Annotated in this window: 14 protein-coding genes and 1 pseudogene; 3 read left to right on the top strand and 12 right to left on the bottom strand. The window is 73.7% G+C overall.

The window, feature by feature from the left end:
* Positions 1–150 precede the first annotated feature (150 nt).
* The 8 genes and pseudogenes from pyrE to ABZY91_RS14950 form a co-directional block, all read right to left on the bottom strand.
* Positions 151–687 (bottom strand): orotate phosphoribosyltransferase, encoded by a 537-nt coding sequence (pyrE, locus tag ABZY91_RS14985; RefSeq protein WP_329884873.1) that lies wholly within the window; start codon positions 685–687, stop codon positions 151–153.
* A 29-nt stretch (positions 688–716) separates the two neighbouring features.
* The gene (locus ABZY91_RS14980; RefSeq protein WP_355402539.1) at positions 717–1,952 is read right to left on the bottom strand and encodes a hypothetical protein; all 1,236 of its coding nucleotides are present in this window, start codon (positions 1,950–1,952) and stop codon (positions 717–719) included.
* Positions 1,953–2,111: 159 nt separating this feature from the next.
* Entirely contained in the window at positions 2,112–3,641 is a 1,530-nt protein-coding gene (locus tag ABZY91_RS14975; protein WP_355402551.1) for a polyamine aminopropyltransferase, read from the bottom strand.
* 253 nt (positions 3,642–3,894) lie between these two features.
* Complete coding sequence (locus ABZY91_RS14970) at positions 3,895–4,422, bottom strand: DUF2617 family protein (RefSeq protein WP_329884875.1); 528 nt, start codon at positions 4,420–4,422, stop codon at positions 3,895–3,897.
* Positions 4,423–4,897: 475 nt separating this feature from the next.
* A complete protein-coding gene (locus tag ABZY91_RS14965; protein WP_355402537.1) occupies positions 4,898–6,058 on the bottom strand; it encodes a pyridoxal phosphate-dependent aminotransferase in 1,161 nt (386 codons plus the stop codon).
* A 140-nt stretch (positions 6,059–6,198) separates the two neighbouring features.
* Positions 6,199–6,762: a YbjN domain-containing protein gene (locus ABZY91_RS14960; protein WP_329884877.1), complete on the bottom strand. Its 564-nt coding sequence runs from the start codon at positions 6,760–6,762 to the stop codon at positions 6,199–6,201.
* A gap of 226 nt (positions 6,763–6,988) precedes the next feature.
* Entirely contained in the window at positions 6,989–9,595 is a 2,607-nt protein-coding gene (gene clpB / locus ABZY91_RS14955) for an ATP-dependent chaperone ClpB (protein ID WP_355402535.1), read from the bottom strand.
* Positions 9,596–9,865: 270 nt separating this feature from the next.
* Positions 9,866–10,762, bottom strand: a pseudogene (locus tag ABZY91_RS14950) (LysR family transcriptional regulator); the annotation flags it as partial.
* 71 nt (positions 10,763–10,833) lie between these two features.
* Here ABZY91_RS14950 and ABZY91_RS14945 point away from each other — a divergent pair.
* Both ABZY91_RS14945 and ABZY91_RS14940 read left to right on the top strand, forming a co-directional pair.
* Positions 10,834–11,970, top strand: coding sequence for a TDT family transporter (locus ABZY91_RS14945; protein ID WP_355402533.1), 1,137 nt, complete (start codon positions 10,834–10,836; stop codon positions 11,968–11,970).
* 892 nt (positions 11,971–12,862) lie between these two features.
* Positions 12,863–13,906, top strand: coding sequence for a LuxR C-terminal-related transcriptional regulator (locus ABZY91_RS14940; protein WP_355402531.1), 1,044 nt, complete (start codon positions 12,863–12,865; stop codon positions 13,904–13,906).
* A gap of 529 nt (positions 13,907–14,435) precedes the next feature.
* On the opposite strand, the gene ABZY91_RS14935 is transcribed toward ABZY91_RS14940, so the two are convergent.
* Positions 14,436–15,062: a hypothetical protein gene (locus ABZY91_RS14935; protein WP_329884881.1), complete on the bottom strand. Its 627-nt coding sequence runs from the start codon at positions 15,060–15,062 to the stop codon at positions 14,436–14,438.
* Positions 15,063–15,476: 414 nt separating this feature from the next.
* Here ABZY91_RS14935 and ABZY91_RS14930 point away from each other — a divergent pair, with 414 nt between their 5' ends.
* The gene (locus ABZY91_RS14930; RefSeq protein ID WP_329884882.1) at positions 15,477–15,611 is read left to right on the top strand and encodes a hypothetical protein; all 135 of its coding nucleotides are present in this window, start codon (positions 15,477–15,479) and stop codon (positions 15,609–15,611) included.
* 45 nt (positions 15,612–15,656) lie between these two features.
* On the opposite strand, the gene ABZY91_RS14925 is transcribed toward ABZY91_RS14930, so the two are convergent.
* From ABZY91_RS14925 to dnaJ, 3 genes are all read right to left on the bottom strand, one after another.
* Positions 15,657–16,688 carry a helix-turn-helix domain-containing protein gene (locus ABZY91_RS14925; protein ID WP_329884883.1) on the bottom strand — a complete coding sequence of 344 codons (1,032 nt, stop codon included), beginning with the start codon at positions 16,686–16,688 and terminating at the stop codon, positions 15,657–15,659.
* A 198-nt stretch (positions 16,689–16,886) separates the two neighbouring features.
* Positions 16,887–17,408, bottom strand: coding sequence for a helix-turn-helix domain-containing protein (locus tag ABZY91_RS14920; protein WP_329884884.1), 522 nt, complete (start codon positions 17,406–17,408; stop codon positions 16,887–16,889).
* 7 nt (positions 17,409–17,415) lie between these two features.
* Positions 17,416–18,567, bottom strand: coding sequence for a molecular chaperone DnaJ (gene dnaJ, locus ABZY91_RS14915; protein ID WP_329884885.1), 1,152 nt, complete (start codon positions 18,565–18,567; stop codon positions 17,416–17,418).
* Between the last annotated feature and the right edge of the window lie 46 nt (positions 18,568–18,613).

Genomic DNA, 18,613 nt, shown 5'->3' with positions numbered 1-18,613 from the left:
GCCCCGGGTGGCCAAGGCCGTCGCCGCCCGCCGCCGGCCCGACGGCGACCCGGTCCTGTTTCACGTGAAACAGGACCGGGCCCCGGCCGTTCGGTTGCGCTGCGGAGGGAGCGGGCGGGCGGGGTCGCCGCGAAGACGGCGGGCCCGGGCTCAGAGGCCCAGGTCCTCCAGGGTGTACGCGGTGACGTACGGCAGGCCGGCGGCCTCGATGGCGGGGGCGGCGCCGCGCTCGACGATCACCGCCACGCCGACCACCTCGGCGCCCGCCTCGCGCAGCGCCTCGACGGCGGTCAGCACCGAGCCGCCGGTGGTGGAGGTGTCCTCGACCGCCAGCACCCGGCGGCCCTTGATCTCCGGGCCCTCGATGCGACGCTGCAGGCCGTGCGCCTTGCCCGCCTTGCGGACCACGAAGGCGTCCAGCTCACGCCCGCGCGCGGCGGCGGCGTGCAGCATCGAGGCGGCCACCGGGTCGGCGCCCAGCGTCAGCCCGCCGACGGCGTCGTACTCCAGGTGGGAGGTGGCGTCCAGCATCACCCGGCCGACCAGCGGGGCGGCGCGGCCGTCCAGCGTGATCCGGCGAAGGTCGACGTAGTAGTCGGCCTCCTTGCCGGAGGAAAGGGTGACCTTGCCGTGGACGACGGCCTTGTCCTTGATCTGTGCCAGCAGGGCGTCGCGGTCGTTGCTCATGAGCGTCCAGTCTAGGGGGCGGCCCCCGGCTAACGGCGGCGCAGGGCCCTGACCAGCACCACCGCGCCGCCCAGCAGGGCCACACCGCCGCCGATCACCCACGGCACCGCGCTGCGACCGCCCACGCCCGGCACCACGATCCCGCCGGCGTCGCCGCCCCAGCGGGAGGCCGCGCGGGCCCGGGCGCTGCGGGCCGGCAGGGCGGGCGCGTACGGGCCGCGCGGCGGGGCGTGGTCGACCTCCTCGGCGGAGCGGCCGACGATGCTGCGACGGACCGGGCCGCCGAGCACGGGGTCCTGCTCGTACTCGAAGGGCAGCTCGGAGGGGAGGTCGGCGGAGACGGCCTCCTCGGCCCCGGCCCCGGCGGCGGTGCGGTCGGGCTCGTCGACGTCACCCACGGGGAGGCCGAAGCGCTCGGCGTCGGCGTCGGAGAAGGCGATCAGGTCGGAGAGGTCGTCGTCGAGGTCGTCGCCGGGCTCGCCCTGGCGGTCCTCCTGGTGGTCCTCCAGGAACACCACGGTGGCGGTGCCCGGCGGCTCCTCGTCGTCCTGGCCGCCGTCCTCGACGTCATCGGCGTCCTCGGGCTCCTCGGCGTCCTGGCCGTCCTCGGTGCCCTGAGCGGGTCGGTCGGCCTGGTCGTCCTGGTCGTCCTCGGAGGTGCTGGGGGACTCGGCTTCCCGGCCGTCCTGGCGGGCCGGGCCGTCCTCGGCGTCCCCGGGGCTCCCGGGGTCCTCCGCGGCGGGCTCCCGGGCCGCGCCCGGAGCCCCGTCCGCGCCCACGGCCGCCTCCTCGTCCTCGTCCGGGACGACCTCCGGCGCGCCGTCGGGGGAGGCGAGGGCGGCGGCGAACCGGTCCAGCAGTCGGCGGCCGGTCGCGGCGAGGGTCTCGTCGTCGAACTCGGTCAGCCGCCCCGAGGCGGTCAGGTCGCCGGTGAAGCGGACCACCGCCGTGCCGTCCTCGGCGCCGTCGGCGACGCTGACCCGGACGGTGGCGGTGGCCTCGCCACTGCCGCGGGCCTCCTGGCCCTCGGCGAACGCGGTCAGCACGCCCTCGCGGCCCTCGATCAGTGAGAGCCCACCCTTGTAGGTGATGGTGGAGGTGCCGATCCGCAGCTTCAGCCGCCCGGCGATCTCGTCGGCCGGGCCGCTGCCGACGGCAGCCGGTTCGGTGCTCAGCCCCGGCACGGAACGCGCCAGCAGCGCCGGATCCTGCAGGGCCTGCCGGACCAGCCCGGCCGGCATCGGGACGACAACCTCATGCTCCATGTCAGGGAGCCTACCGACCGAACCCGTTCCGGGCCCCGCCCTGTCCCCCAGCTGTCGCCCGAGCCCCGCCCCGGGGCCGTTCCGGGTCGGGGCCCCGGGCCCGGAGCGGCCCCGTACGGGCGCCGGGGCCCCCGTACGGGCTCCGGGCGCCGGAGGGGCTCAGCGGGGGCCGAGCAGGGTCAGGGCGGCGGGTGGACGGGCGGGGCGGGCCGCGGCGAGGCGGGCCGCGGACGCGCGGAGGGCGTCGGGGGTGAGGGCGCGCGGGGGCGGCGCGTCGGGGGCGAGCGAGAGCGGCGGCTGGGCGGCGGCGGCGAGCAGGAAGGTCTGGTCACTCTCCGGTCCGGGGCGGCAGCTGGCCGTCGCGCTGCCCGCGACCGCGTACGGGACGGTCCGCAGGCCGGCGGCGCGCAGGCCCGACTCGACCTGCCAGAGGCCGTGCCGGCCGCCCGGTTCGCCGCCGCCCCGGACGGCGAGCCGCCCCCCGGGGGCGAGCAGCCGGGTGGTGAGGCCGTAGAACTCCTGGGAGTGGAACTTCGCCGGGCCGCCGTCGGCGGGCGCCGGCAGGTCGGCGAGGATCACGTCGAAGGACCGGCCGGGAGCGGGGCGGGTGGTGCGCAGCCACTCCAGCGGGTCGGCCTCGGCGGTGCGGACCCTGGGGTCCTCCAGCGAGTGCCCGGAGAGGGCGGCGAGGGCCGGGTCGGTCCGGGCCAGCCGGGGGAGCGCCGGGTCGGGGTCGACGACCAGCACCGAGCGGACCCCGCCGTGCCGCAGCACCTCCCGCAGGGCCAGCCCGTCGCCGCCGCCGAGCACCAGGACCCGGCCGTCCGGACCGGCTCCCATCGCGGGGTGGACGAGGGCCTCGTTGCCCCGGTACTCGTCCGGCCCGCAGACCGCCAGCCGGCCGTCCAGGTAGAGCCGGAGCGGGCCCTCGGCGGGGCCGGTGAGCACGACCTCCTGGTACCGGCCGTGGGCGTACCGCACCTGCCCGCCGTACAGCGCCTGCCGGGCGGCGCGTTCGACCGCGCCGGACCAGGCGGCGGCCGCGGCGAGCACCGCGAGCACCAGGGCGCAGCCGCCCCAGAGCATCAGCCGGACCCTCGGCGCCGGTTCCTCGCGGAAGAGCCAGAGCACCACGGCGGAGCCGGCCACGGCGTTGACCGCGCCGGTGACCAGGGCGCCGCTGCCGGGCCCGAGGGCGGGCAGGATCAGGAACGGGAAGGCGAGCCCGCCGATGAGCGCGCCCACGTAGTCGGCGGCGAAGAGGTCGGCGACGGCCCGTCCGGCGTCCTCCCGCCGGATCCGTTGGACGAGCGTCATCAGCAGGGGGATCTCGGCGCCGATCAGCACGCCGATCAGGCAGGTCATGCCGACCATGGCGGCCTGGTAGCGGCCGATCCAGGCCCAGCACGAGTAGAGCGCCAGGACGGAGAGGCCGCCGGTGAGGGCGAGGGCGCACTCGACCAGGGCGAAGGCGGTGGCCGGGCGGCTGGTGAACCGCTTGGCGAGCAGTGAGCCGAGGCCCATCGCGAACACCATGACGGAGAGGACGACGGAGGTTTGGGTGACCGAGTCCCCGAGCAGATAGTCGCCGAGCGCCACGAGTTCCAGCTCGTAGACGAGTCCGCAGGCCGCGCAGACGAACGCGGCCAGCAGGACGGCCAGTCGGGCGAGCCGCGGGCGGGAACGCAGCCGGCACCGACGGCGGGCTGGCAGGGGGGTCAGGCTCCGCCCGAGCCGGGGTGGGCTGCCGTCGTCGAGGTCGAGGCCCGGCTGTGCGGGGGGCGGACCGGCCGGATGGTTGATCACGAACAAACGCTAGGCGACGTTCGGGACGGACGGCTGCGCCCATTCGACGGACAGCTGGGCGTGACAGGTTGACGAATCGTTCCTGCGTACGAATGAAAGATCGCCGGCAGGGCTATGGAGGGCTCGGTCGTCGCGGTCACCGGAGGACCACCAGCGAGGACCGGGTGCAGACCAGCTGCCCCTCCTGCGGGTAGGCGTGCCAGGTGCGCCAGAGCAGCCGGTCCGCGCCGCCCTGGGTGACCAGGGCGGTGAAGGCGCTGGGGTCTCCGGGGAAGACCCCGGCCAGGCCGCGCGGGTGCCCCTCGACCAGTGCCAGCAACTCCTGGGCGCGGGCGGCGAAGTCGTGGGGCGGCAACGCCTCGATCCGGGCCGCGAACTCGTACTCCCAGCCGTCGACCTGTTTGGCGACCCGGGCCGGCAGCGGCGTTCGGCGACCGGGCAGGCAGGCGACGGTCTCCAGGCAGTGGCCCGGGCCGGCGGTGATCACCACCTGGTGCGAGGCGCCCAGCAGCCGCAGCTGGAGGGTGCCGGGCGGGCCGGGGTGGCCGGGGCCGTCGAGTCTCAGGTCGCGGACCGCGAGAGCGGGCAGCGGGTCGCCGCCCAGGCACCAGGCCAGGTCACCCGCGCGGGTGTCCGTGTAGGAGGTCTGCAAAGTGGTGAGCATGCTCGGCTCCGCGTTTCAGCTCCGTGCGCGCCCGCCGAGCAGCAGCGAGTTGGCCTAGGCAAGGGCGAGGCTGTTCGTGGCTGTGCGGTCCAGGGCGCGGCCGACCGTGGAAGGAAGGATTCCGGCTGGAGATTCAGCAGCAGAGAAGCACGAATACGCCGGGTCCGTCGGTGATTTACCCAACTTTGTCAAGCATTCACCGTTTCGAGCACATCTGCTTCCCTGCTCTGATCGACCCGGTGTGCGACTATGCACCGCGCGCGCCCCTCGCCCCGGATCGCACGCCGTGTGAGCTGCTCATGCGCTGTTCACACGACCTGTACGCCCCCCGCCCCGCCGCGCCGGGCGCACGGCGCCGGACCGTCATCGTGGCATGCCGCCGGGGCAGCGGAAACTGCCCGACCGGCAGGGAAAGCCCTTACCGTTCAGGTGAGTTGACGAATCGTCGGAACGTGCGAGAGGTCCCGCAGATCGGTCAGAGCCGGGCGAGCCGGGTGACCGCCTCCTCCAGGACCTCGACCTTCTTGCAGAAGGTGAAGCGGACGAGCGAGCGGCCCGCGTCCACGTCGTCGTAGAAGACCGCGTTGGGGATCGCCACCACGCCGCACCGCTCGGGCAGCGTGCGGCAGAACTCGATGCCGTCCTTCTCGCCCAGCGGAGTGATGTCGGTGGTGATGAAGTAGGTGCCGGCCGGCCGGAACACCCGGAAACCGGCGGCGCCCAGCCCGTCCGCGAGCAGATCCCGTTTGTGCAGCAGATCCGCGCGGAAGTCCGCGAAGTAGTCGTCGGGCAACTGCAGCGCCTCGGCCACCGCGTACTGGAAGGGTCCCGCGCTGACGTAGGTCAGGTACTGCTTGGCGGTGCGCACCGCCGCGACCAGGGGCGCCGACGCGGTGACCCAGCCGACCTTCCACCCGGTGAACGAGAAGGTCTTGCCCGCCGAGGAGATGGAGACGGTGCGCTCGCGCATGCCGGGCAGGGCGGCGACGGGGTGGTGGGCGCCGCCGAACACCAGGTGCTCGTAGACCTCGTCGGTGACCACCAGGAGGTCGCGCTCGACGGCGAGTTCGGCGACCGCGCGCAGCTCCTCGGCGGTGAGCACCAGGCCGGTGGGGTTGTGCGGCGAGTTGAGCAGCAGCAGCCGGGTACGCGGGGTGACCAGTGACCGGAGCCGGTCCAGGTCGGGGCGGAAGTCGGGGGCACGCAGCGTGAGCGGGACGCGGACGGCGCCCGCCATCGCGATGCAGGCGGCGTACGAGTCGTAGAACGGCTCCAGGGCGATCACCTCGTCGCCCGGCTCCAGCAGCGCCAGCAGCGTGGCGGCGATCGCCTCGGTGGCGCCCGCGGTGACCAGCACCTCGGTGTCCGGGTCGTACGCGAGGCCGTAGAAGCGCCGCTGGTGACCGGCGATCGCGGCGCGCAGCTCGGGGACCCCGGGGCCGGGCGGGTACTGGTTGCCGAGCCCCTCGCGCAGCGCACGGACGGCGGCCTCGCGCACCGCCTCCGGCCCGTCGGTGTCCGGGAACCCCTGGCCGAGGTTGATCGAACCGGTCGCCACGGCCAGCGCGGACATCTCCGCGAAGATCGTGGTGCCGAGTCCCTCCAGCCGGCGGTTCAGCAGCGGCCTCGCACCCATCACGGCTCCTCACACCTCGTGGTCGACCCCCATCCTCGGGCCAGGGGAGGGCCCGGGACAAGGACGGCCCGCCGGGAACGGCGCCGGCCCGCCACCGGAGTGCCGGTGGCGGGCCGTGGCGGAGGGCCGGAGGCGGAGGATCAGGCCTCGTCGGTGCCCTCGGAGGGCTTGCCCTCGCCGTCCTCGCCCTCGATGTCCTTCTGCAGGCCGAGGCGCTCGACGATCCACTGCTCGAAGCCCACCGCGGCCTGGGTCCAGTTGGCGGTGGTGGTGACGAAGTAGTCCAGGTTGACGCCGGTGCCGACGATCATCTGGGCCTCACCGATCAGCCGGACGACGCCGTCCTCGTGGGTGTGCGTGTAGACCTTGGGCCAGAGGGTCTCGCGGTTCCACTCGTCGATCAGGTCGAGGATCTCGGCCTTGTCCTCAAGGGGGTACGAGCGGTCGTAGAACGCGCGGACGGCGAAGAGCTCCTTCTGCTCACCGCGGAACATGTAGTAGACGCGGAAGCCCTCCCAGGGGGCGGTGAGGTCGCCCTCCTCGTCCACGACGTGCTTCAGCTGCATCTGGTCGAGGAGCTGGCCCACCAGGGCCTGGTCCGGGACGATGATCGGCGGCGGGCCGTCCGGACGGCCGCCCTGACCGCCCGGCTGCCCGCCCTGGGGGACACCGAACGACGGGATGGACGACGGGTCGATGCTCATAGGGTCCTCTTCCTCAGTGCACGTGGTGGTCGGCAATGAGAGGCCGCCCTTCCACCTCCCATCCTGCCTCATCGGGGCCCTGCCTCACAGGGGAGACCGCGCTCCGGCCGGGCATGGCCGGATCATGGCGCACCCCCGGTGACCGGACCCGGTCACCGGGGGTGTGCGAGGCAGGTCACCGGGGGTGGCGGGCCCCGCTGACCGGGTCCGACGAGGTCCGCCGGCGCTACTTCTCCAGTGGTCCGCGGGCCCGGACGGTGAGGCGGTCGGTCTCGTCGTCCCGGTCGACCAGGACGGTGTCGCCGTCGTGCACCTGGCCGGCCAGGATCGCCCTGGCCAACTGGTCGCCGATCGCCGACTGCACCAGCCGGCGCAGCGGCCGCGCGCCGTACGCCGGGTCGTAGCCGGTGAGCGCGAGCCAGTCGCGGGCCGCCGCGGAGACCTCCAGGGTGAGCCGCCGCTCGCGCAGCCGGGCACCGAGCGCGGCCACCTGGAGGTCGACGATCCTGCTCAGCTCGGCGGTGCCGAGCGGGTCGAAGACCACGATGTCGTCGAGCCGGTTGAGGAACTCCGGCTTGAAGGCGGCCCGGACGGAGTCCAGGACGAGGTCCTTCTTCCGCTCCTCCGGGGTGGCCGGGTCCACCAGGAACTGGCTGCCCAGGTTGGAGGTGAGGATCAGGATCGCGTTGCGGAAGTCCACCGTGCGGCCCTGGCCGTCGGTGAGCCGGCCGTCGTCCAGCACCTGGAGCAGGACGTCGAAGACCTCGGGGTGGGCCTTCTCCACCTCGTCCAGCAGCACCACGCTGTACGGCCGGCGGCGGACCGCCTCGGTGAGCTGGCCGCCCTCCTCGTAGCCGATGTACCCGGGCGGCGCGCCGACCAGGCGGGAGACGGAGTGCTTCTCGCCGTACTCGCTCATGTCGATGCGGACCATGGCCCGCTGGTCGTCGAAGAGGAAGTCGGCGAGGGCCTTGGCGAGTTCGGTCTTGCCGACGCCGGTCGGGCCGAGGAAGAGGAAGGAGCCGGTCGGGCGGTCCGGGTCGGCGATGCCCGAGCGGGTCCGCCGGACCGCGTCCGAGACGGCCTGCACGGCCTCTGCCTGGCCGATCAGGCGGCGGCCCAACTCCTCCTCCATGCGCAGGAGTTTGGCGCTCTCGCCCTCCAGTAGCCGGCCGGCCGGGATGCCCGTCCAGGAGGCGACCACGTCGGCCACGTCGTCCGGGCCGACCTCCTCCTTGACCATCGAGGCGGAGCCGTCCTGGGCGGCGGCGCGCTCCTGGGCGTCGGTGAGCTCCTTCTCCGCGGCCGGGATCTCGGCGTACATCAGCTTGGAGGCGCGTTCGAAGTCGCCGTCCCGCTGGGCGCGTTCGAGCGCGCCGTGCAGGTCGTCCAGCTGTTCCTTGAGCTCGCCGACCCGGTTGAGGCTCTTCTTCTCCTGCTCCCACCGGGCCGTGAGCACGCTCAACTGCTCGTTCTTGTCGGCGAGATCGCAGCGCAGCCGGGCCAGCCGGTCGACCGAGGCCGGGTCCGACTCCTTCTCCAGCGCCAGCTCCTCCATGCGCAACCGGTCGACGGAGCGCTGGAGTTCGTCGATCTCGACCGGCGAGGAGTCGATCTCCATCCGCAGTCGGGAGGCGGCCTCGTCGACCAGGTCGATCGCCTTGTCGGGGAGGAACCGGGAGGTGATGTACCGGTGGGAGAGCGTCGCCGCGGCGACCAGCGCGGCGTCCGCGATCTGCACCTTGTGGTGCGCCTCGTACCGGCCCTTGAGGCCGCGCAGGATGGCGATCGAGTCCTCGACGCTGGGCTCGCCGACCAGCACCTGCTGGAACCGGCGCTCCAGGGCCGGGTCCTTCTCGATCCGCTCCCGGTACTCGTCGAGGGTGGTGGCGCCGACCATCCGCAGCTCGCCGCGGGCCAGCATCGGCTTGAGCATGTTGCCGGCGTCCATCGCGGAGTCGCCGCCGGCGCCCGCGCCGACCATGGTGTGCAGCTCGTCGATGAAGGTGACGACCTGGCCGTCGCTCTGCTTGATGTCGTTGAGGACGGCCTTCAGCCGCTCCTCGAACTCGCCGCGGTACTTGGCGCCGGCCACCATCGCGCTGAGGTCCAGCGAGACCAGGCGCTTGCCGCGCAGCGACTCCGGCACGTCGCCGGCCACGATCCGCTGGGCCAGGCCCTCGACGACGGCGGTCTTGCCGACGCCGGGCTCGCCGATCAGCACGGGGTTGTTCTTGGTCCGGCGGGAGAGCACCTGGACCACCCGGCGGATCTCCTGGTCCCGGCCGATCACCGGGTCGAGCTTGCCGTCCCGGGCGGCCTGGGTGAGGTCGGTGCCGTACTTCTCCAGTGCCTTGTAGGTACCCTCCGGGTCCGGCGAGGTGACCCGGCCGCTGCCCCGGACGTCCTTGAACGCGGCCAGCAGGGCCTTGGCGGAGGCGCCCTGCTGCACCAGCAGCTCGGCGACCGGACCGCCCTCGGCGGCCAGGCCGACCAGCAGATGCTCGGTGGAGACGTACTGGTCGTCGAGGTCGTCGGCGCGCCGGCCGGCCTCGGTCAGCACCGCCAGGGTGTCGCGGGCCAGTTGGGGCGCGGCGACGGTCGAGCCCATCGCGCTGGGCAGCCCGGTCAGCAGGCGGCGGGCCTCGGCCTCGACCCGCGACACGTCGGCGCCGACCGCCTCCAGCAGCGGCCTGGCGATGCCCTCGGGCTGTTCCAGCAGCGCGATCAGGATGTGCACCGGCTTGACGTCCGGGTTCCCCGCGCCTCCGGCCTGCCGGATCGCGGCGGACAGGGCGTCCTGCGTCTTGGTGGTGAACTTGCTGGCGTCCACTGCTGGGGTGTCCTCCCTTGTCGTGCGTTGGTTCTGCTCTCTACAGCATGCACTAAGTTGAGTCTATTCCGCTCAACTTTCAGATGAACGGTCGGGGCGCCCGTGCGGGGCGGGTCTCCGGGCCCCCGCGGCCCGGTTCCCGGCGGCGCCGTTCTCCGCGGCCCGGGCCCCCGGCGCGCCGCCGCCCGCGGGCCGGATCCCCGGAGCCCCGGCCTCCGTCCGTGCCGTCGACCGCCGCGCCCCGGTCGCCCGCCTCGGGGCCGCCGTCCGCCGGGTCAGCGTCAGCAGCTCCCGGGCCGGCCCGCTCGGCCGCCGGCCGGCCGGCCAGACCGCCCGCAGCGGCCGTCGCAGGTCCAGCCCCTCCGCCAGCGGCACCTCCACCAGCCGTCGGGTCGCCAGCTCCTCCACCACCGCCAGCTCGCTCAGGCAGACCGGCCCCGCGCCGGTCATCGCCGCCGCCTTCAGCGCCGTCGACGAGGCCAGCTCCAGCCGCGGCCGGGCCGCGCCCCCGTACGGCGCCAGCGCCATCTCCAGCACCTCCCGGGTCCCCGAGCCGGGCTCGCGCAGCACCAGCGGCGTCGCCGCCAGCTCCGCCGGGGTCAGGGGGGAGCGGCGGCGCGCCCAGGGGTGGCCCGGCGAGACCACGACGACCAGCCGGTCGGCCGCCACCACCGCGCCGGCCAGTCCGGGCGGAGCGGAGGGGCCCTCGACGAAGCCGAGGTCCGCGTCCCCGGCCAGCACGTGCCCGGCCACGTCCGCGGAGTTCGCGGTGCGCAGCGTCACGGCGGTCCCCGGGCTCGCCTCGTGCAGCGCCAGCAGCCACCCGGGCATCAGGTACTCGGCGACGGTCAGGCTGGCCACCACGGTCAGCCGGGCGTCCCGGCGCTCGCGGAGCGCGTCGATCCCGGCGTCCAGTGCCTGCGCGGCCTCCACCACCTGCCGGGCCCACTCGACCACCAGCCGGCCGGCCTCGGTCGGCCGGGAGCCGCGCGGGGAGCGGTCCAGCAGCGGGACGCCGATCAGCCGCTCCATGCCCTTGATCCGCGCGCTGGCGGTCGGCTGGCTCACCCCGAGTTCGGCCGCGGCCCGGCCGACGCTGCCGAGCCGGGCCACTGCGAGCAGCAGCTCCAGCGCACCGAGTTCGGGGACGCGCGGGGAGAGGGCCATAGGTTCAGGCTATGCCCTCATAGAGCGTTCGGCGCTACCGGCCGGGGTCGCACCGGGAGACGGTTGATGCCATGGCCACCCTGATCAGCCCCCGCACGCACCCCCGCCCCCGCCCTCGCCCCCGTCTGCGCCCGTCCGACCACGCCCGCCGGCTCGACCTCGCACAGCTCGGGCCGAACTGGTACGCGGCGGTCATGGGCACCGCGATCGTCGGCAACGGTGCGGCTGCCCTCCCGGTCCGGCTGCCCGGCCTGATCGGGTTCGGCGAGGTGATGTGGGCGCTCGGGCTGGCCGGTCTGCTGGTGCTCGGGTCCGCGCGGCTGGTCCACCTCACCCGTCACCGGGACGCAGCCCGTGCCCAGCTGCTGGACCACCCGGCCACCGCCGTCTTCTACGGCTGTCCGCCGATGGCGCTGATCTCGGTCGGGCTCGGGACCCTGACGCTCGGCTCCCGCGTCATCGGGACCGGCCCGGCCGTCGCGCTCGACGCCGTGCTCTGGACGGTGGGCACCGGGTACGCGCTGCTGGTCGCGGCCGGCATCCCGTACCTGATGATCACCCGGCACGCGGTCTCCCCGTTGGAGGCCAACCCGACCTGGCTGCTGCCGGTGGTGGCTCCGCTGGTCGCCTCCGCCGCAGGGCCCGCGCTGATCCCGCACCTGCCCGCCGGCACCGCCCAGCAGGCGCTGCTGTACACCTGCTGCGCGCTGTTCGGGATCGGCCTGCTCGCCACCCTGGCGCTGCTGCCGGTGGTGCTCACCGGTCTCGTGCACAGCAAGCTGCCCGCCCTGGCGCTCACCCCGTCGCTCTTCCTGGTGCTCGGCCCGCTCGGCCAGTCCACCACCGCGGTCCACCAACTCGCCGACGCCGCCCGCCCGGTGACCCCGACGATCGCTCCCGTCGCGCTCGCCCTCGCCGAGCTGTACGGGGTGGCGGTGCTCGGCGTGGCGATGCTCTGGCTGGCGCTCGCCGTCGCCGCCAACCTCCGTGCCCGGCGGGCCGGCATGTCGTTCGCGATGACGTGGTGGGCGTTCACCTTCCCGGTCGGCACCTGCGTCACCGGCGCCGCCGCCCTCGCCCGGCACACCGGCTTCCCCGGGTTCACCGGACTCGCCACCGCCCTGTTCGTCCTGCTGCTGGCCTCCTGGGCCCTCGCCGCGGGCGGCACCGCCGCCGGGTTGGCGGGCGGCCGGCTGCTGGCCCGCTGAGCCGGGGCCTGAGCCGGTGCCCGACAGGGGTCTGACGACGTGTCAAGTCACCCCGTGCGGTGGTGCGGTGGTCCGGCGGGAGGCTGTCGTCGGCTCGGTCGGGACCGCCCGTCCCGGGGGGCGTCCTCCGGTGCCACCCGTCCTGGCGGACGGCCCGGATCCGGGCGGCCGGGGCCCTGCGGCGCCGCGCCTTCCCGTGCTTCCCCGCGGCTTCCCGGCCCCGGGTGACTCCGGTACGGTCCGGTGCGGGCGGCCCGAACGGTACCCGGACGGTGCCCGAACGGGCTCGGACCGGGGGCCGGGGAGGCACGGGGCGAGCGCCGCATAGGCCGCGGGGAACGGAACACGGTCGTTCGGTTCCGAATGACCGGAGGGTCGGACTCCGCCGTCCCGCCGCCCTGACCTGCGCGTTCGCGATACGCCAGGGCGCCGCGGCGGACGTCGCGCCACGCCGAGGATGCAGGTTCCTGCAATTGCGAGAACATGCAGTCGGGCGGCACTTGTTCACCGGCCGTCACGCTGTGAGGGTGGAGTCACGTCACGTCGACCGGGCAACCGCAGCCCGATGACGGCGACTTGCTCTTCATTACTGGATGCGTCCGGTACGTCCGCACGTACCTGCATATCGGGGGGAAGAGCGCCGGCCGGGACGCCATGTGTGGTGATGGCCCCCGGGACCGGAGCCGGCGAGGCGTTGCTGCTCCGCCTCGCCGGAAGCGCCGCGACCGTGGCGTGGACCGGCGGCCCCCCTGGCCCGTGTGCGACGGCACCCGGAGTCCGGGGGCCCGCCGGCTCCCAGTACCGTGATCACGCCCGGCGAACGTGTGTGACGAGTGCGCACCGCGTGCGAGGGCGCACACATCCGCGAGACATCCGGCAGGGAGCGTTCGACGTGACGGTCGAGGGGACGGCGGATCCGACGACCGCTCCGGGCGCCGGCGCCGGAGGGGGCGCCGCCACCGGCGCGGCCGCGGCCGGCGGCGAGCCCGACGAGGCCGCCCGCCGGCTCTACCTCGCCATCCTGGCCGACGGCGGCCGGATCCCCGTCGCGGACGTCCCCGAACCGGACCGTCGCGCCCTGCGCCAGCTCGTCTCCATCGGTCTGCTGATGCCCAACCCGATGGACGCCTGCTACACGGCCGTCAGCCCGCGCTCGGTCAGCGACCGCCTCGGCGCCGAGCTCCGCAGCGAGGCCACCCGCCTCCTCGTCCGCGCCGAGAACCTGCCCGGCACCCTCGACGGCCTCACCCGCGCCTACGACGCGATGCCCCGGCCGCCCGAGCGCTCCGGCGGCGCCGTCTACATCGAGGGCCACACCCACATCCGGCACCGGATCTCGCAGCTGGTCTCCGACTGCCGCACCGAGGTCCTCACCGCCCAGCCCGGCCACCGGCCCGCCGACGCCCTCCAGGGCGCCCTGGTCCAGGACGTCCAGCTCCTGCAGCGCGGCTGCACCCTGCGGACCATCTACCAGCCCGTCGCGGTCTCCGAACCCGCCGCCCTGGCCTACGCCGAGGAGGTCACCCGGCACGGTTCGCTGATCCGGACCCTCGACGAGCCGTTCCAGCGGCTGATGATCTTCGACCGCTCGGTCGCGGTGATCTCCGCCAGCGACGACCACAGCACCGCCGCCTTCATCACCGACCGCGCCGCGATCGCCTTCATCGTCAACGCCTTCGAGCGCGACTGGGCCCGCGCCGACGCGACCGACTGGACCGCCGCGCTCGCCGACGGCCCGGCCCGCAACCCCCACAACGCGTCCGACCGCGTCGGCCGCCTGCTGGCCCGCGGTCTGACCCAGCGTGCGGTCGCCACCCGCCTCGGCCTGAGCGAGCGGACCGTGGCCGCGCACATCGCCCGCCTCCGCGACCGGTACGGGGCGCAGACCCTGTTCCAGCTCGGTTGGCTGATGCGGGGCGGCCGTGACGACGGATGAGCCCGACGGCGCCGTTCGCACCCGCTACCCGGCCGCTCTGCGCTGCGCTGCCTGACCGCTCTGCCTGACCGCCCGGCCGAGTCGCTCTGCCGAGTCGCTCTGCGAGTGGGGGGCTGATCGCGGTCGCCCGCACTGGCCGCCGCGGCGTGCGGGGCCTCGTCCGGCTCGGCCGGCGGACGCGCGGCGAGGACGACGGACGAACACGGCGTCCCGCTGCCGGACGGGGCCGCCCACGCGCGCTGTCCGGCGCCGCCGGGGGACGGTGGCCGGATCCGCGCCGCCGCGTCGCGGGAGGGGGACACCGGGGCGTTCCGTCCGTTCCTCGAACGCGGCCTGCTGAGGCGTCACGGGGTCGGTCACCTCGTCCGCCCGCGCGAACTCCCCGACGTGGAGGGGCTCTTCCGGCTCGGCCGGCGGATGAGGGGTCCCGCGGTGCCCGGTCCGGGGCGGTACGACGCGGAGACGCTGTTCCTTCGGGGCCGGCGGGGGCCGGCAGGTGCGGGAGCCCGGCGGGGGAGCCCGGACGGGATCAGCCGGTGGCCGCGCCGGTGGGCCAGTAGCCGGTCGGGCCGACGGCGGGGGGCTGCTGACGGGGGACGGTGAACTGCTCGCCGGGGGCGGTCCAGAAGCCCTCGCGCAGGGAGAGCGCCATGCCGGCCCAGTCGAGGGCGGTCTCCACGGTGTGGTGGAGGGCCTCCTGGGACCAGGTGTCGTCGAAGACCAGCGGCAGGACGGGGGCGACCTGCTCGATGGTGGCGATCAGCGGGTTGTGGGTGATGGCCTCGTCGACGAGGAGCACGATCGGCTTGCGCAGCGCCGACGCCCAGCCCAGCTCCAGGCTGACCCCGGCCGACAGCGGTGCGCCGACGTAGGCGAAGACGAGGTCGGCGGACTGCAGCGCGCGGAAGTCCGACGGCACGCGCGGCTCGGGGGCGCGCCCGGCGACGGTCCAGGCGTCACTGTGGTGGGCGCTGTACACGGCGGCGCCACTGCGGAGGAGGGTGGTGCGGAGGGTGGTCAGCCGCGTCCGGCTGGCGAGGGTCACCACACTGTCCGCCGGCCCGGTCAACCGCATGAGCGGCGCGGCCAGGAAGACTCGTGCACGCCGGCCCTCAAGGGCCTGGCTGTCGTGGTGACGCAGGTAGGGCTCAGTCATGTCGACTCCGGGGAGTGGCTGACCGGGTTCACCAGGTCCGGCAGGGTTAGGGGGTTCTGATCGGCGAGGCTGCGGACTTCGCTCGGGGGAGCTAAGTCGAATGGTGAATTGAAGGTACATCGGCAAGTGTGGTGAGCTTGCCGGGACCATCGGGAGCGAACTGATCGTCCATCGTTCGGGGCGGTGGAGTCCACTGCTTCGCGGTGTCATCTGTCTGCCTGGCATGGAGATGACGCACCTCTGTGGAGGGGGGATGTGGCGCGTGCGTTCGAGCTGGGGCATTATGTGGGCGGCTGCGTAGCTGTTCCCATTGCTCGATACCCGCGACTAACTCAGGAAGGCGTGATCGCAATGCTTCGCCTGCGCCGACACGTTCGCATCACTGCGGCTTCGGTCGTTGCTGTTATAGCGGTATTGACCGCGAGCAGCCAGGTCACGTCGGCGGCTTCCGGCCACCAGCCGGCGCCGCGTACCGCCAACTCCGTGCCCGCCGACGCTCCGGCCCTGGTCACGCTGGCCCTCACCGCGAACGACAGCAACTGGACCTGAGTCCGGCACGTGACGCCCGGGCGGGCCGTCAGGGGCCCCGGGCGGTCAGTCGGTTGACGGGTCGTGTTCCCCGAGGCGTTCTTCGGGGTGCCCGCTCTGGGTGGTCCGGGCCAGCATGTACCCGAGCTGGAACAGCGAATCCACCCGGTAGTCCTCACGCATGTCCGCTATGTGACGCGCCAGCGTGCGTTCGCTGATGCCCAGGCTTCGGGCAATCACGCGGTGACTGGTGCCTTTCAGCAGCAGATCGATGATCGTCTGCCGCAGGCGTGAGATGACCTCCTGCGGCACCGCGCGGGCGCCGTCGAAATCGAGAGCGCGGTTCCAGTTGCGCTCGAAGATGTCGGAGACCAGATAGCTGATGATCGCGCGGTCGTGTATGAACGCGGCCACATTCAGGTCGTCCGCGATGGGAATGATGGCGGTGCGGCGGTCCACGACTATGAGCCGGGTGTACGGCTCGTCCAGGGTGCGGACCTGCCCCCCGGCGTCCGTGATGGCGAGGACGTAGTCCCTGGTGGCGGGGTGGTAACGCGTACTGGGGTGGTAAATGGTCCGAAACGTGGCGCCTCTCTGGAGAAGAGCCAAATCGCGGTCGCGGCTGCCGGCGAGTGCCTCCGGGGGGCGGGGACCACCCGGTTGTGCGGCGAGGAACTCCTCGGTGCAACTCGTGGTCAACTGCCCGAGTCTTTGATTGATCAGTACTTTTCCACGGACGTACTCGATGCTGCCGCCGGTCTGCTTCGGCGTGTGGAAGGCCTCGGACAGTTCCTTCAAATCGATCGGAAGTGCCTCGGCCCGGGAGAGCAGGTCGAGTGCTTTGCGCTGCCAGGAGGCGATGAGCCCGGACGAGAGCTGCTGGGGGTCCACGGCGACGAGCACGTCCGGCTCGTCCGTGTCCGGCACCAGCAGGCCGATGTCGAGAAGCTCCTGGAGGAACCTGAGGTCGGTGGCCTCCTGGCTCGCGGGTACGAGGCGGCCGTGGGAGTGCAGGACGTGGAGGTAGAGCTTGCGAGCGCCGTCCGAAAGGACACCGAGGCCGCCTGAGGTGAGTCCGGGCTCGGCCGTCTCGCTCATCTGCGGCTCCCTGGTGTTCGGATAGAGCTGAGTGAGGCCGGTTCGCCGGCTTCGATGGGGATCTTAGCCAGAGCCTCCGCGAACCGGCATCGGCGTTCTTGATCCGCTCTCGCCTGCAGAAAGCACTCTCTCACCACGCAAGCACCGCCGGCACCCCCCAACCAGAGGGAACCGGCGGCGGCGACCGTCGTGGCCGGGTCAGCGCTTGGGACGCCAGACGACCAGGGCGCTGGAGTGCGGGGTCGGGGGCTGGTAGGGGACGAGGTCGCGGCGGTAGGAGGCGTGGATGGTGGCCTCGCGCTGCTGGAGGGCGGTGGCCGCGCCTTCGAGGGAGTCGGTGAGCTCGGCGATCCGGGACTGGAGGGCGGTGACCTGGTTCTCCAGCTCGATGATCCGCTTGATGCCGGCGAGGTTGATGCCCTCGTCCTGGGAGAGCCGCTGGACGTCGCGCAGCTGCTGGATGTCGCGCGCCGAGTAGCGGCGCCCGCGGCCGGCGGTGCGGTCGGGGCAGACCAGGCCGAGGCGGTCGTACTGGCGGAGGGTCTGCGGGTGCAGGCCGGAGAGCTCGGCGGCCACCGAGATCACGTAGACCGGGGTGTCCTCGGTGAGGACGTACTGGGGCTGCGGAACGGCCCGGCGCGCGCGCGGGGGGCCGCCGCCGGGCAGTCCCTCGCCGATGCCGGGGCCGATCGGGCCGTGGCCGGTGCTGTCGGGGGTCATCTGGTCGTCACGCTCCCTTCGCCGCTCGGAACAGGGCGGCTCGCGGGTCGTCGGAGGCGGTGGCCTCGCGGTACTGCTCCAGAGCGGCCAGCGCGTCGCCGGTGACGTGCTGGGGCACCACGACCTCCACGGTGACCAGGAGGTCGCCCCGGGTGCCGTCCTTGCGGGTGGCGCCCTTGCCGCGGGCCCGCAGGGTGAGGCCGTTGGCACTGCCCGGGGGGAGTTTGAGCTTCACCGAGGGTCCGTTGAGGGTCGGCACCTCGATGGTGCCCCCCAACGCGGCTTCGGGGAAGGTGACCGGGACGGTCACGGTCAGGTTGTCGGCCTTCCGTCCGAAGACGGGGTGCGGGTCGACGTGCACGGTGACGTAGAGGTCGCCGGGCTGGCCGCCGCGCTCGCCCTGCGCGCCCTTGCCCTTGAGGCGGATCCGCTGGGCGTCCTGGACACCGGCCGGGATCCGGACCTGCATGGTGCGGGCGGAGCTGGCCCGGCCGCTGCCGTGGCAGTCGGTGCACGGGTCGTCGACGATCATGCCGCGGCCGCGGCAGTCCCGGCAGGGCTCGGAGAGGGCGAAGGCGCCCTGGCCGCGGCTGACCGTGCCGGAGCCGACGCAGGTCGGGCAGACCCGGGGGGTGGTGCCGGCCTTGGCACCGGTGCCGTTGCAGTGGCGGCAGGGGGCCTGACTGGTCATCCGGAGCGGGACGGTGGCGCCGTCGACGGCCTCCTCGAAGGAGAGCGTCACCTCGGTCTCGACGTCGGCGCCGCGCCGGGGCTGGGCCTGCCGGGCGCCGCCGCGGTTGAACAGGCCGCCGAAGACGTCGCCGAGGCCACCGCTGTTGCCGGCCTGGTTGCCGCTGAACAGGTCGCCGAAGTCGAAGCTGTAGTTGCCGTTACCGGGGCCGCCGGCGCGGAAGCCGCCGTTGGCGAAGAGGCTGCGGGCCTCGTCGTACTCCTTGCGGCGCTTCTCGTCGGAGAGGACGTCGTACGCCTCGGAGATGTCCTTGAACCGCTCCTCGGCCGCGGTGTCACCCTTGTTCGCGTCGGGGTGGAACTCGCGGGCCAGCTTGCGGTAGGTCTTCTTGATCTCGGTGGCGGTGGCGTCCTTGGGCACGCCGAGGACCTTGTAGTAGTCCTTCTCCACGTAGTCCTTGCCGCTCATGGCTGGCGCCACCTCCCGAGGTCCATCGTCACAGAGCTGTCAACGG

Source organism: Kitasatospora sp. NPDC002965 (assembly GCF_040611255.1).
In the GTDB taxonomy this organism is placed as follows: domain Bacteria; phylum Actinomycetota; class Actinomycetes; order Streptomycetales; family Streptomycetaceae; genus Kitasatospora.
This window is presented reverse-complemented; position numbering and strand designations above follow the sequence as displayed.